Source organism: Paraburkholderia sp. GAS448 (genome assembly GCF_050435685.1).
Classification (GTDB): domain Bacteria; phylum Pseudomonadota; class Gammaproteobacteria; order Burkholderiales; family Burkholderiaceae; genus Paraburkholderia.
In genome coordinates this window covers 84,412-97,852 of sequence record NZ_JBNDKT010000031.1, presented here as the reverse complement: position 1 = coordinate 97,852, position 13,441 = coordinate 84,412, and the positions used below count along the sequence as shown (strand labels likewise).

12 protein-coding genes are annotated in these 13,441 nt (G+C 62.0%); 7 read left to right on the top strand and 5 right to left on the bottom strand.

Going from position 1 to position 13,441, the window contains the following annotated elements; translation table 11 throughout:
- Nucleotides 1-207: 207 nt before the first annotated feature.
- From P3T23_RS36440 to P3T23_RS36425, 4 genes are all read right to left on the bottom strand, one after another.
- A complete protein-coding gene (locus tag P3T23_RS36440) occupies nucleotides 208-1,440 on the bottom strand; it encodes an NAD(P)/FAD-dependent oxidoreductase (protein WP_429320915.1) in 1,233 nt (410 codons plus the stop codon).
- An 85-nt stretch (nucleotides 1,441-1,525) separates the two neighbouring features.
- Nucleotides 1,526-1,879, bottom strand: a complete 354-nt coding sequence (locus P3T23_RS36435; RefSeq protein ID WP_429320910.1) for a RidA family protein — start codon at nucleotides 1,877-1,879, stop codon at nucleotides 1,526-1,528.
- Nucleotides 1,880-1,882: 3 nt separating this feature from the next.
- Nucleotides 1,883-3,409: an amidase gene (locus P3T23_RS36430; protein WP_429320909.1), complete on the bottom strand. Its 1,527-nt coding sequence runs from the start codon at nucleotides 3,407-3,409 to the stop codon at nucleotides 1,883-1,885.
- Between the two features lie 38 nt (nucleotides 3,410-3,447).
- Entirely contained in the window at nucleotides 3,448-4,734 is a 1,287-nt protein-coding gene (locus P3T23_RS36425) for an MFS transporter (RefSeq protein WP_429320908.1), read from the bottom strand.
- Nucleotides 4,735-4,834: 100 nt separating this feature from the next.
- Between P3T23_RS36425 and P3T23_RS36420 the strand changes: the two genes are divergently transcribed.
- A complete protein-coding gene (locus tag P3T23_RS36420; protein ID WP_429320907.1) occupies nucleotides 4,835-5,482 on the top strand; it encodes a helix-turn-helix domain-containing protein in 648 nt (215 codons plus the stop codon).
- A gap of 240 nt (nucleotides 5,483-5,722) precedes the next feature.
- Here the strand turns inward: P3T23_RS36420 and P3T23_RS36415 are convergent, their stop codons facing one another.
- Entirely contained in the window at nucleotides 5,723-6,064 is a 342-nt protein-coding gene (locus P3T23_RS36415) for a helix-turn-helix domain-containing protein (RefSeq protein ID WP_429320906.1), read from the bottom strand.
- 79 nt (nucleotides 6,065-6,143) lie between these two features.
- On the opposite strand from P3T23_RS36415, the gene P3T23_RS36410 reads away from it, so the two are divergent.
- From P3T23_RS36410 to P3T23_RS36385, 6 genes are all read left to right on the top strand, one after another.
- The gene (locus tag P3T23_RS36410; protein ID WP_429320905.1) at nucleotides 6,144-6,941 is read left to right on the top strand and encodes a hypothetical protein; all 798 of its coding nucleotides are present in this window, start codon (nucleotides 6,144-6,146) and stop codon (nucleotides 6,939-6,941) included.
- A gap of 738 nt (nucleotides 6,942-7,679) precedes the next feature.
- Nucleotides 7,680-8,165 (top strand): aminoacyl-tRNA deacylase, encoded by a 486-nt coding sequence (locus tag P3T23_RS36405; protein ID WP_429320904.1) that lies wholly within the window; start codon nucleotides 7,680-7,682, stop codon nucleotides 8,163-8,165.
- Nucleotides 8,166-8,563: 398 nt separating this feature from the next.
- Nucleotides 8,564-9,301 (top strand): BON domain-containing protein, encoded by a 738-nt coding sequence (locus P3T23_RS36400; RefSeq protein ID WP_429320903.1) that lies wholly within the window; start codon nucleotides 8,564-8,566, stop codon nucleotides 9,299-9,301.
- 668 nt (nucleotides 9,302-9,969) lie between these two features.
- Nucleotides 9,970-10,611 carry a phosphatase PAP2 family protein gene (locus P3T23_RS36395; protein ID WP_429320902.1) on the top strand — a complete coding sequence of 214 codons (642 nt, stop codon included), beginning with the start codon at nucleotides 9,970-9,972 and terminating at the stop codon, nucleotides 10,609-10,611.
- A 241-nt stretch (nucleotides 10,612-10,852) separates the two neighbouring features.
- Nucleotides 10,853-12,628 carry an L-arabinonate dehydratase gene (gene araD / locus P3T23_RS36390; RefSeq protein WP_429320901.1) on the top strand — a complete coding sequence of 592 codons (1,776 nt, stop codon included), beginning with the start codon at nucleotides 10,853-10,855 and terminating at the stop codon, nucleotides 12,626-12,628.
- A 36-nt stretch (nucleotides 12,629-12,664) separates the two neighbouring features.
- A complete protein-coding gene (locus P3T23_RS36385; RefSeq protein ID WP_429320900.1) occupies nucleotides 12,665-13,399 on the top strand; it encodes a ribonuclease activity regulator RraA in 735 nt (244 codons plus the stop codon).
- Nucleotides 13,400-13,441 lie beyond the last annotated feature (42 nt).

Sequence of the window (13,441 nt, the reverse complement as noted above, 5' to 3'; positions counted from 1 at the left end):
GACCGTGAAACGACTCCACGCCGATGATAGTGCGGATTGCCCGTGTGAAAGTAGGTAATCGTCAGGCTCCCCTGCAGCATCGGAAACCCCACCCCACAAAGGTGGGGTTTCTGCGTTTACGCCGCTTCCCAGGCAGCAATGCATGCAGCGTCGCAATGAGCGTGGGATCGTGCACAAGACCGCCGGGTACGATGACCGCATTCCTCGCTAAAACCGGCCCACCCGGAATGGAGATGGATCGACAGTCAGATCCGAGCCAGTCATCATCTCCGCAATCATGCGCCCCGTGATCGGACCAAGCGTGAGACCGTGGTGCGCGTGGCCAAAGGCAAACCAGAGGTCCTTATGACGCACTGCCGGCCCGATAATCGGCATCATGTCGGGCGTACACGGACGGCAGCCCATCCACGGCTCGTCGTCGATGCGTGCGCCGAGCGGGAACAGCTTGCGTGCGATCGGTTCGACCGCTGTGAGCTGGTCGGGCGTCCTGGGCGCGTCCCGATGCCCGAATTCGACGCCGGTTGTGAGCCGGATGCCGCGCGCCATTGGCATGATCAGATAACCGTTCTCGATATCCAGTACCGGATGGTTCAGGCGTGCGTCGCCGTCGGCCGCGTAGTGCATGTGATAGCCGCGTTTCACCGCGAGCGGTAGCCGGTAGCCGAGTCTCGTGCTGAGCAGATCCGACCACGGTCCCATCGCCACCACCGCAGAGCGCGCTTCGATTCGACCATGATCGGTGTTCACGGTCCACCCGGGCTCGAGCGACGTCGCGTCGCCGGGCAGAATGCGTCCACCGAGCCTCTCGAAATAGCTCGCGTACGCGCAGACGAGCGCATTCGGATCGCTGACCGAATCTGACGCCGTATAGCGCAATGCGCCGAGCAGAGACGGACTCAGGCTCGGCTCGACCTGCCTCAATTGCGCGGCGTCGAGCGACTCGAACGTGACGCCGAACTCATCGTTCCAGCGCTGCGCAGTACGTGTTTCCTGGTCCTGCTTCGCGGCGCTGCGAAAAATCTTCATCCAGCCGGACTGGCGTATGAGCGCACTTGCGCCAGCCGCTTCGGCGAGCGCGCGATGCTCGCTGACGCAGTGCTCGATCAGCGTCGCGTACGATCGCGCGATCGCCGCGTGGCGGGCAGGATGCGAGTGATGCCAGTAGCGGTAGAGAAACGGCGCGAGTTTCGGCATTGCGCTCGGGTGATAGCGCACATCAAGCGAGCGGTTGCGCGCGTATTGCATCAGCGTGCTGAGCGCGCGCGGGAACGCGTACGGATAAACACCTTCGCGCTGGATCAGCCCGGCATTGCCGAAAGACGTCTCGTTGCCCGGCCGCTTGCGGTCGATGAGGGCGACCGCCCGGCCTCGTTGCTGCAGATGCACCGCCACCGAAACGCCCACTATGCCGCCGCCAAGTACGACGGTGTCGAATTTCATTGCCATGTTTTGTTGACTCGTACCTTGATGTGCAAAGCGGGCAATGGAATCGCCATTCGCGCATCGCGGCAAAACCCTCTCGCCCTTACGACAGAGCCGTTACCGCGACTTCCACGTCGAGGCCGGCCTTCATCAGCAGCGCCTGTACGCATGCACGCGCAGGAGCATGGCCGGCTGGCACCCATGCCTCCCAGACAGCGTTGAATTCGTCGAAATGCTTCGGATCGCTCAACCAGATATTGGCTGTGACGAGACGCGTCTTGTCGACGCCGGCAGACGCAAGCAACGCGTCGATCCGCTTGAGGATTTCGGTCGTCTGCACAGTGATCGACGCGTCTGCCGTGTCGGGCACCTGGCCGGCCAGATGGACGATGCCATTGGCGATCACCACCTGGCTCATCCGGGCGTTGGTCTGCAGGCGTTTGATTTCGTTGGACATGATTTAAACCGCCGAAGTACCGGCATGACTTTCACCGGTTGAGTGGAAAAGGGGTGGCGCCGTTACGATCGACTTCAGCGAAGGCGTAGGCTGCGCGAGCTTTGACAGGTCGGGACGCGGACGGCGCAGCGCCGGCGATGCGTCGAAAGCCTGTTCGAACGCAAGCGCCACCGCGAGGGTCTTGCGGTCGCCACGATACGGCCCGACGATCTGCAAGCCGAATGGCATGCCCGCGTGATCGACACCGCACGGCAGGGACAATGCGGGGTGCGTCGTCAGCGTGACCACATAGGTGAGCGCGAGCCACCGGTAGTAATTTTCCTGCTCGCGACCGTTGATCTGTGCCGCATAGAGTTGCTGCCAGGGAAACGGCGACACGGGCGTGGTCGGCGAAAGGATCACGTCGTAGCGGTCGAACGCGGCCTGGAAACGCTTGAAGATGCGCGTCTGTTCGGCTTGCGCCCACGCGCTGTCGGCGAGCGACATTTTCGCGCCCATTTCGTAGTTCGCCCGGGTGTTCGGGCCGAGCGCGCCGGGGTCACGCGTGTACGCGTCGCGCAAGCCCGCGACGAAGCTCTCCGCGCGAATCACGTCGAAGCAGCGGTGCACATCGCCCAGATCGAACGCGACCTCCTCGCAGGTGCGAACCATCGGCGCGATCGCGTCGATGCGCGAGCGGAAGACGGCGCGGATGGCGTCGTCGACGTCGCAACTGCCGAAGTCTTCAGTCCAGCCCACGCGCAGTGACGACAGGTCGAGCGGCGCAGGCATCGCGAAGGCGAGCGGATCGACTTCGTAGCTCAGCGGGTCGCCGGAGGAAAGGCCGGCGGTCGCGGCCAGTTGCAGCGCGGTTTCAGCGACGGTGCGTCCCATCGGGCCGACCACCGAGATTGGCGTCCAGCCGAGCAGCCGCCGCGAGTTGGGCACCAGTCCTGCCGACGGGCGGAAGCCGACCACCCCGCATTTCGACGCAGGAATACGCAGTGAGCCGCCGGTATCCGAACCGGTGCACACGGGTAGCATGTCGCATGCGAGCGCCGCCGCCGATCCGCCTGACGAGCCGCCCGCGTTCAGTTCCGGATTGAACGGATTGCCGGTGGCGCCCCAAACCGCATTGCGCGTGTTCGCACCCGCCCCGAGTTCCGGCACATTGGTTTTCGCGACCAGAATCGCACCAGCCGCGCGCAGCCGTTCGACCAGCACGACGTCGTGCGCCGGCACATTGCCGCGCGACATGGGCGAACCATATGTTGTCAGGAGGCCGGCTGTGTCTTCGAGATCCTTCACGCCGAGCGGCAAACCGTGCAGCAGGCCGAGCGGTTCGCCCTTCAACACCTGACGCTCGGCGGCTTTCGCGGCTTCGCGCGCTTGTGGATAGCAGGTCGCGGTCACTGCGTTCACCGCAGGGTTGATCGTTTCTATGCGCTCGATGCAGGCGTCGAGCAGCTCGACCGGCGAAATCTCTTTGGCGCCGATCATCCGGCGCAAATCGACGGCAGAGCGGCTGACCAGATTGGCGTTCTCAGTCATGGCGTAGCGTCTTCTAGCAGATAGGGTTCAGTCAAGGATCAGTCGAGTGCTTCGCCGGTTCGGTCGCGTAGCCAGATCACCGGCACCAGCGACACGGCGCAGGCGACGGCGACGTACCACGCCGGCGCAAGCGGGTTGCCGGTATGCGCGACGAGCCCGCTCGCGATGAATGGCGAGAAGCCGCCGAAGAACGATGCACTGACAACATAGGTCAATGCGATGCCAGTGGCGCGAACGTCCTTCGGAAAGAGTTCCGGGATCATCACGAGCACAGGCACGATCTGGCCAGCCACGAAGACCGCGAGGAACGCAGACACCACGCACAGCGTCAGCATCGAAGGATACGCGCCGAGCATTGCAAATGCAGGGTAGACGGACAGCAGCAGTACGACCCGGGAGATCACCAGTACCCGCTTGCGGCTGAAACGGTCCGCGAGGCGGCCTGCGATCGGCGCGGCGACGAACAGCACGAGCGAACTGACGACGCCCGATACAACAGCCGAGGTCGGCGAAAGATGCAGCACACGCACCGCGTGGCTTGGCAGAAAGAACGCGGTGATATACACCGACACCGAGCCGCCAAGTTCCGCAAACGTGCCGAGCACTGTCAGCTTCAGGTGCGTGGTCAGTGCGGCTTTGAGCGCGCCGCTCGGCCGCGTCGTGCCGGACGACGCGTGAGTGAGCGTTTCCTCGAGACGGCGGCGGATCAGCATCCCGACTGGCGCGGCGACAATACCGAGCAGAAACGGCACCCGCCAGCCCCATGCGAGCAGCGCATCTTTAGGCAGCGCGACATTGACGAGCGTTGCGACTACCGCGCCGAGCGCGAGTCCGAGCGCGGTCGCGGCAAAATTCCAGCTCGCGAAAAATGCCCGCGTGTTTTCGGTTGCGTATTCGACCAGGAGTGTCGTGCCCGGCCCGAATTCGCCGCCCGCGGCGAAGCCCTGGATCAGCCGGGCGGCGAGCACGATGAACGGCGCCGCGATGCCGGCCATCGCATAAGTCGGCGCGCAGGCGATCAACGCACAACTGAGCGCCATCAGCATGATGGTCAGCACCATCGCCTTCTTGCGCCCCACGCGATCCGCGTAGGCACCGATCACGATTCCGCCCAGCGGCCTCACGACAAAGCCGACGCCGAATACGCCGATCGACAGCAGAAACTGGTTGACCGGCGATGCGGCTGGAAAAAACAACTGACCGATCTGGATCGCGAAGAAGCTGTAGATCGTGAAATCGTAGTATTCGAGTGCGGTCCCGAGGGTCGTCGCGACGATGACCTGTCCTTTGGAAAGACTTGCCTTGTCTAGTGCGAGGGTGGACACGATCGGGATCCCTTCACGGTTGGAAATCGACGTGAGTTATCATATACGAGAAAAAAATAATTCTCGTATACGACAGAACCCGTACTGAATTTGAGTCTTCATGCCAAAAACGGCCGCTCTCGTACCTGTCCCATCTCCTTCTGATACGCCGCCGCAGATCGATCTCAAGGCCGTCGGTGCGCGCGTTCGCAAAGCGCGCAAGGCGCGTGGTCTGACGTTGATGCAACTGTCCGAACAGTCGGGCATCGCGGTTTCGACCATCTCGAAGACCGAACGCGGTGACATCGCGCTGACGTACGACAAATTCGCAGCGCTCGCGCACGCGCTGCGTTTGGACCTCGATGCGATCTTCGGACGACCGAAGCGCGCCAGGGCGAGTGTGATGACCCCATCGTTCACAGCCGACGGCGAGCAGATGATCTACGACACGCCGAATTACGAGTACGGCATGCTGGCCAACGATCTGACCGGCAAGCGGATGGTCCCGATGCGTGCGCACGTGCGAGCCCGCGACCTGTCCGACTTCCCGGATTACATCCGCCATGCGGGCGAGGAGTTCGTATTTCTGCTGGCGGGCGCGCTGGAACTACGTTTCGAGGACGGCAAGGTATTTACGCTGAAACCTGGCGACAGCCTGTACTTCGACAGCTCGGTTGGCCATGTGTACATCAGCCTGGGGGACGAAGACGCGGAGGTGCTCGTTTGTTGTGTAGATACAGACGACGAGCGGCCACAAGGGGCAATCTAGACGCGCGGCCCCCGAGGTGTGAAGCGTCGCGATGGCCAGTACCATCGTCAATCCTGGCGACTTCGTGTTGAAAAACGTGAAGGCGTGGGCCGACGCGCGATCCGGATCCGGTGTTGCGGGTTTGATCGTGCGCGCGGGCGCCATCGATCAAATCCCTGTTGATTCCGCCGGCCCGCAACGGTTGTCGCCGTGCTCATTCGAGACGACCTGACAGGCCCGGTCAAACGTTTCTGCCGACGGTCAGTCCGGTCGGCCGCCCAATCCCTTCAAGCCTTTGATCACCACGAGCAACGCGCGCCCGTGCTCTTCCGAACCGTCCCACGCGTCGACGATCGCGTTGCGCAGCAACTCGTTGTAGCCGGCGGCCCGTCTCCTCGAAAGGCGCGATTCGACACCGTAGAAATTGCATAGCTTATTGAATGACGCGCTTCTGCGCACCCTGCGCCCATTCGACAGCCGAAGTCTTGAGACAGTAGGCTGACTCACGCCGGAAAGCCGCGCGATTTCGCTGGACGAGCGGGCATCTGCCATCAACCGGCGCAACAGGTCCTGCACGGGCAAATCGGTGTTCGGGGCTTCCATTCCATGCATTATAGCTATACATTAACGGTTATTGAATTGGCCGTTCAACTCAGCGAATGGCAGCGTCTTGAGGAAGTCGATGACACTGAAGCACCTACCGCCCACGTTTTGCTGGACCAAAACAGGCGTCGAGTCTGGCGAGGATCTCCCTACCATCGTTCTGCAAAAGGAGTGGGAGCGCAGGCTCGGAGGCGGGCGCTTTCTGTGGGGCATCAGCCAGTCGCTTGGGAGCAGTGCACAGGTTGCAGCCCACAGGACGGGTTCGCTGATCGCTCTCTTTTCGCCTACGTCGGGCAGGCCGAAGGCGGCCGACAGAAAGCGGGAGGACGTTCTGCTCTGGAACGCGTGGGTCGACAGTGCCGGCCAGGTTCGGCAACTTCCGCCTCACGCCTTTATCGTCAGCCGCACGATGCTGCCTTCGGGGCGACGCAGAGAGCACCACTACGCGCTGGTTTGCTCCTCGCCAACTGAACTCAGCATCGGCAGCAGATTGAGGGTGTATCCCGATCACCTGCGAAGCGTCAGCACAGGAAAGGCGCTGGGCGCGGCGCAGGGTTCGGCTGTAGTCGATTGCATCGCACGAGCAGGCGAACTCACCGGCAAGAGCTATCCGCTCGCGCTCGCGGTCGAGCTCGAAGCACCGTATTTCGTGCGGCTTACGCAGCCGAGTGTCCTGAAAGCGCGCGACTTTCTGGAAGTCAGCAAGGCGCTACGCGACGGCGACTTCGGATCGTTCGCCGATCTGGTGAGACGTTTGCGCAGCCGGCCGTCTGCGGAACGAATGCGCGGATTTACGCGGGATCTTTTCGATTTGCCGCCGGCCGAATCGATCGCTTCTTTCGGTAGCGTGGCTCACGCCCAGGCGAGCTACGCGTGAAGACAGATCGAGCGCTGAACAGAGCGTCGGACAAAAGAAAAATGAAGACGGCTCAGTAGCGGCATATCGTGACGCAGCCCTGTAATTTTCGATTTGCTGCTCAAAAAAAAGACCCGAATACGATTCGGGTCAAGGGGTCGATTCGTTGCGAAAGTTCCACAGTCGACCCAGTCGTGACGGAGGAATTCCCCCTTGGTATTACACGGCACCGTAACAAGTCCCCACCCCGCAGGCGCCGTGATGTATCGGGTTGGAGAGTAGGGTTGGTGCCTTAAACGAAGCTTAAAAACGGCATAGGGTAAACGTTGCGATGACGCTCAGGCGACTGGTCGGCGCACCCGTGTTCGAAAGCGTGACGAGGCCCGGAATGTCGCGTACGGGGCCGTGTGTTGTTGCCGGTAAGGTTTGTCGAATTTGCGCGCGTGAGGCTGTGGCCGCGCAGGCGAATCGATGTTGAGCCAGGACGAGGTGCGCAGGTCAACTGAAAACGGGAATGCCAGCGCACGGCGCGTCTGATGACGACCGGCGGAAAGCGATAACCACGATAAGCTGACTTTTCATTCTTCATCGCGATCATCCTGCGTGCCAGACGTCTGCAACGTGACAGGGTTTGATCTCGTCGACGCCCTCGCGGTCACTGCGCCGTCGTCAGCGTGTTTTCACACCCCGGAAAGCGACCTATCCTAAAGGAGTCTTTCGCAATTAATTTCATCTGCTTCCTTCGAGAGGAGGTTCGTCATGTCAATGTCTGCCACCCTCCAGGACTGCCTGCGCAGCAAGGGCTCCCGGTACGAAATCGTGCATCACCCATACAGCCATTCCAGCATGGAAACGGCTGCGGCAGCGCATATTCCAGGTGATCGCCTCGCCAAGACCGTACTCCTCGAAGATGAGCGCGGCTACGTGGCGGCTGTGCTGCCATCGACCCATGCCGTGCGGTTGTCCGAGCTTTGGGCAAAGACCGGACGCCACCTTGTGCTGGCCAGGGAAGTCGATCTGCGTGAACTGTTTAAAGACTGCGAGGCAGGAGCACTTCCGCCGGTATGCACGGCCTATGGTATGCAAACCTACCTCGACGAGAGCCTGGCACAGCAGCCGGACGTCTACTTCGAGGCCGGCGATCACGAAGAACTTGTTCACATGGGTTCGGACCAGTTCCTGGATCTGATGGATCGAGCCGAGCGGGCACGCTTTGCCCATCGCATCCAGGGTAAGGCGAGCTGACTGGCGCTCGCGTTGGCGGGTGGAAAGCCCTGCCGTGTTGCTTCAGCGGCGAATCGTTGTCGCATGGGGCAGCATCGGGTCGTGGACAGGAACCGTCCGGCGCGAGCCGGCTGAAGGAGCTATTGGCGCGAATCCGCGCGTGACAGTGCAGCGCGGATACACGCCATCAAGCGGCCAGCGGCTCAGCCCTGGCATCGATCCGCTGGCGTGCGAACTTCGATTTCAATATTCCCGCGCGGACGGCTTTTGCATAAGGTCTTGCCGGGTCGGCCGGGATGGCGCTCGTCGCGCCGCGCCAATACCTATAATCGACTGTACAGTGCCCTCCTGATGCGGCAAGACTCGCAAGATGCGGCATGGCGGGCGCTGCTTCATCAAACCTTTCCGCGAGGCAGATCATGCAACGCAGCGATACGGTCCTGACGCAGGTGATGGCGGCCTTCGAGCATGAATCACACCGGAAGCTCCACAATCATTCCATTCATATGAGTTTCGACGACGGTACCTTGACCGTCGCAGGCGAGGTGCCGGACATAGCGTCCAAGAAACGCCTTCTTCGGTTGACTCAGACGCACAGCGAAGGAAAGCCTCTGGTTGACCAGTTGCGTGTCACCGCCAATCCGCCAGTCAGGGATGGCGAATTGCGGACACATGTTTGTGAACGGCTTGCTCAAGCGGTGGATTTCCGCAACTGCGTGATTTGTGCACGCGTCAAGGGTCAGCTCGAAGTGCTGCGCGGCACCATGGACCAGGCTGGCGAAGACGGCAGCGGCGTACTCGAAGTGACGGTAGAAGATGGTGTGGTGACCTTGACTGGGCAAGTGATCAGCCTGTCCCACAGGCGCCTGGCGGGTGTGATTGCCTGGTGGGTCGGCGGCTGCCGCGACGTGGTGAACCTGCTTGAGCTGGTGCCCGCCGAAGCCGATGGCGACGATGAAATTATCGAGGCCTTGCACCTGGTGCTGGAAACCGATCCCCGTTTGCGCGCCGAGCAGATCACCGTCAATGTAAAAGACCACCGGATCACGTTGGGAGGTTGGGTGGCGACCGAAGCAGAAAGCCGACAGGCGGAACAGGACGCCTGGTGCCTGGATGCGATCGAGGGCGTTGTCAACCGTATCGAAGTGCGGGCCTGACGCCGCCGAGGGGCCGGGCAACTCGAGGCGCAGCATCGATCGTGCGACCTCGTGCCCGGCAGGTACAGCCCAGCGACGCCCGGCACCACGTGTCACTGGGCTACCTTGAGACGGCACGTCCGTCGTCTATCGGGCACCCTTTTTTATTCGACTGAAGGGAGTTGTGAGCGGCCTCTCGTAATCGGTTCGCGAATGTCTGTTCACCATGAACACGCCGCGCTCTGGCGGGCGGCGATCGTCGGCCGTTGCGATCGTCCAGGGCCTGCAGCTTGCGGCCGCTTTTCAACGTCCGGTTCAACGCCTGGGATATAAACAGTACCGGCCCTTTGCCGACTGTCTCATTTGATGAAAGCTGACACTGGCTACCCGGTTAAGGTTTCCTTCAGGTTCGGCCGGTAGCATCGATTAGTGCTTCAGATACCCGCAGATGTGTCCTGTAACTCATCCATTAATCCTCTCCCTGTTGTCGATATATATTAGTAAGGAAAGCAAAATTATATCGGCATTGCCATCGATCTATATCGTCGAGCAACGCTATGAAACCGTCCACGATAGAGATGCTCCGCACCTGTCTGCTGCGTGCATCGCCTGGGGTCGTACAAACATAGGCATGTAGATCCAGATCCGTATCGCCATATGCATTCCTCCACGGTCTCTCAGGAGGTTTCATGCGCTCCTTTGAAACAGATCGCTTGCATCGACTTTCCGGTTTCGGAATCAGGCATGGCATCGTAGCGGCCACGCTCGCCATGTTTGCAGCGTGCGCGCATGCTGGCGGTGGCCCACTCGGAATCGACCACGAATGGGCATTGGATCAGAGCGGAATCTGGGCCCGCAATGTTCAGCTCGGACTCGAGTCCGCTGTCATAGCCACTGAAGGGGGTGGCGCCTTGTGGCTTGGCAACGACAATGAACTCGGCCACACGTTCTGGCAAACGCTGGACGCGTCCGCGATATCGGCGGTTGCGGCGCAGGGTCTGAAATACACGTTCAGCCGTGCCCGACCCAGCAGTGGACTGGGACCGAACCAGTGGTTCAAGAGTAGATGCTGCCAAAGCTTCCCCAGTGGTGAGGTCGCCCTGCAGGCGAGCTTCGTTACTCCGTTCATCGTCAACTATGCTCGCCGGAACCCGTGGGTATGGGCACTGGAGATCCTTCCCGTCTATGACGCCGTTGCGCGCATGAAAAACCAGGCGCACTGGCAGACCGATGTGCTCGCCGGCTGGGCCCTCGGTACGGCGGTCGGTTACTGGAGCACGACGCGGTGCCGCGCGTCAAACAAGATAAGAGCAGCGCGTCAATCAGGATGAGAGTACTGGCGTGGCGGCAGCGGTGAAGGGCGTAGCCCGGATCTGATGCATGAGCCTTGCTCCACTCCGATGGCTTGCCACGCGGCGCTGCGTTAAGTGAAATCCCTTACGGACACCGACCGATGATAACGCTACCATTGGCGCCAGTTCAGTGACCACATGAAACACATTTCCACCTGCATCAATACGTTGTCAGCCGATATTTTTCGGCCGGAATGATAGCGATACCATGGAGAAGCCCGTGACCTCGACCCGCAAGACGCCCGAACAGTTGCGCAGCTACCGCTGGTATGGCGCAAACGACCTTCGCTCGTTCGGACACCGCTCGCGCACTGCGCAGATGGGCTATCACGCGTCGGACTACATGGGCAAGCCGGTCATTGCCGTAGTCAACACGTGGAGCGAGATCAACTCCTGCCACACGCACTTCAGGCAGCGCGCCGAGGAAGTGAAACGCGGCATCTGGCAGGCGGGCGGATTCCCGGTCGAAATGCCGGTGATGACACTTGCCGAACCGTTCCAGAAGCCGACCACGATGCTCTACCGCAACTTCCTCGCGATGGAAACCGAGGAATTGCTGAAGTCGTACCCGTTCGACGGCTGCGTGCTGATGGGCGGCTGCGATAAAACCACGCCGGGCCTGCTGATGGGCGCGATCAGCATGAACCTGCCGGCGATTTTCCTTCCGGCCGGCCCGATGCTGCGCGGCAACTGGAACGGCCGAACCCTCGGCAGCGGCTCGGACACCTGGAAATACTGGGCCGAACTGCGCGCGGGCAAGATCACGGAGGAAGAGTGGAAGGGCGTCGAAAGCGGCATCGCGCGCTCGCCGGGACACTGCATGACGATGGGCACCGCGTCGACGATGACCAGCGCGGCCGAGGCGCTCGGCTTGACGCTGCCGGGCTTCTCGTCGATTCCCGCCGTCGATTCGCGGCACGCGCAGTTTGCGTCGCTGACCGGTCAACGCATCGTCGAAATGGTATGGACCGATCAGAAGCCGTCGGACATCCTGACTGCGAAGTCCTTCGATAACGCGGTGACCACGGTGCTGTCGATGTCGGGCTCGACCAATGCGATCGTTCACCTGGTGGCGGTTGCCCGTCGCGCGGGTATCGACCTGACGACCGCGCGCTTCGACGAACTGGCACGCATTACGCCCGTGCTCGCCAATCTGCGACCGGCCGGCAAGTATCTGATGGAGGACTTCTTCTATGCGGGCGGCCTGCGCGCGCTGCTCGTGGAACTGGGCAGCCTGATCGACGGCACGCAGATGACCGTCAACGGTAAAACGCTCGCGGAGAACATCGCGGGCGCTGAAATCTACGACAACGACGTGATCCGGCCGCGCAGTGATCCGCTCGTCGAACGGGATGGGCTCGCGGTGCTGACCGGCAATCTTGCCCCGGACGGCGCGGTGATCAAACCGGCGGCGATGGAATCGCACCTGCTCAGGCATCGGGGCCCGGCGGTGGTCTTCAAGGACTATGCGGACATGGCTGCGCGCATCGACACTGAAGAGCTCGACGTCACCGCAGACTCGGTGATCGTGCTGCAGCACGCCGGTCCGGTGGGCGCGCCGGGCATGCCCGAGTGGGGCCAGTTGCCGATTCCGCAGAAGCTGCTGAAAGAGGGCGTGCGTGACATGGTGCGCATTTCGGACGCGCGGATGAGCGGCACGAGCTACGGAGCGTGCGTCCTGCATGTCGCACCGGAGTCGTTTGTTGGCGGTCCGCTCGCGCTGGTGAAGGACGGCGACATCATTGAACTCGACGTGCCGGGCCGCCGCCTCCATCTCGAAGTCGGCGCGCAGGAACTGGCTGCCCGCAAGGAAGCGTGGCAAGCGCCGAAGCGTCCGTTCGAGCGTGGCTTCGGCGTGATGCATCAGATTCACGTGACGCAGGCGAACAAGGGTTGCGATTTCGATTTCCTCGAAGAGCCGCTCAAGGCCATCGCCACGACGCACGAGACCGCTGCGGCCGCCGACGCGGGCCGCAACGAACCGGAAATCCACTAAATCCAGCGCTTCTACCTATTCCAGCCAGACATCATCATGACCTCAACCGATAAAACCGTCAGCGCTGCCGCGCTCGAACAGCTTCGACATGTCAGCACTGCCACGCTGACCACGCAACTCTTCAAGCGCGGACTGCGCAATGTGTTTCTGCAGGGCGTCGCGCCGCTCGTGAAGCCTGCACCCGGCGCGCCGAACCTCGTGGGCCCGGCGTTCACGCTGCGCAATATTCCGGCGCGCGAGGATCTCGATCACGTCGGCGTGTTCCAGGACCCCGATCATCCGCAGCGCAAGGCGGTCGAAAGCGCGCCGCCGGGCAGCGTGCTGGTGCAGGACTGCCGGGGTGAACGTTCGGTGGCGTCGGTGGGTTCGATACTTGCGCTGCGCCTGGCGAAGCGGGGTGTCGCCGGCATGGTGTCGGATGGCCCGGTGCGCGACAGCGGCACGATCTCCGATCTCGGCCTGCCGCTGTGGTGCGCGGGCGCGAGCGCGCCGCTGAATCTCGCGAAGCACCACGCGGTCGACATGAACGTGCCGATTGCCTGCGGCGGCGTGCCGGTGTACCCGGGCGATATCGTCGTCGCGGATGTGGATGGTGTCGTGATCGTGCCGCACGAAATGGCGGAAGAAGTGGCGCGCGATGCGGCCGAACAGGAACTGATGGAAGTCTTCATCACCGAACGCATTGCCGAAGGCCGGCCGCTACGCGGCACGTATCCGCCGAACGAGGACACCCTGGCTGCCTACGCAGCGTGGCGCGCAGAACGACAATAACCGCCGGCAATACGCTGAGGCGCGCCGCGCCGGCGCTGCAAC

Excerpts from the sequence above, each read along its gene's own strand:
- P3T23_RS36440 (WP_429320915.1), bottom strand. The coding sequence starts at position 1,440 with ATGAAATTCGACACCGTCGTACTTGGCGGCGGCATAGTGGGCGTTTCG.
- P3T23_RS36435 (WP_429320910.1), bottom strand. The coding sequence starts at position 1,879 with ATGTCCAACGAAATCAAACGCCTGCAGACCAACGCCCGGATGAGCCAG.
- P3T23_RS36430 (WP_429320909.1), bottom strand. The coding sequence starts at position 3,409 with ATGACTGAGAACGCCAATCTGGTCAGCCGCTCTGCCGTCGATTTGCGC.
- P3T23_RS36420 (WP_429320907.1), top strand. The coding sequence starts at position 4,835 with ATGCCAAAAACGGCCGCTCTCGTACCTGTCCCATCTCCTTCTGATACG.
- P3T23_RS36415 (WP_429320906.1), bottom strand. The coding sequence starts at position 6,064 with ATGGAAGCCCCGAACACCGATTTGCCCGTGCAGGACCTGTTGCGCCGG.
- P3T23_RS36410 (WP_429320905.1), top strand. The coding sequence starts at position 6,144 with ATGACACTGAAGCACCTACCGCCCACGTTTTGCTGGACCAAAACAGGC.
- P3T23_RS36405 (WP_429320904.1), top strand. The coding sequence starts at position 7,680 with ATGTCAATGTCTGCCACCCTCCAGGACTGCCTGCGCAGCAAGGGCTCC.
- P3T23_RS36400 (WP_429320903.1), top strand. The coding sequence starts at position 8,564 with ATGCAACGCAGCGATACGGTCCTGACGCAGGTGATGGCGGCCTTCGAG.
- P3T23_RS36395 (WP_429320902.1), top strand. The coding sequence starts at position 9,970 with ATGCGCTCCTTTGAAACAGATCGCTTGCATCGACTTTCCGGTTTCGGA.
- P3T23_RS36385 (WP_429320900.1), top strand. The coding sequence starts at position 12,665 with ATGACCTCAACCGATAAAACCGTCAGCGCTGCCGCGCTCGAACAGCTT.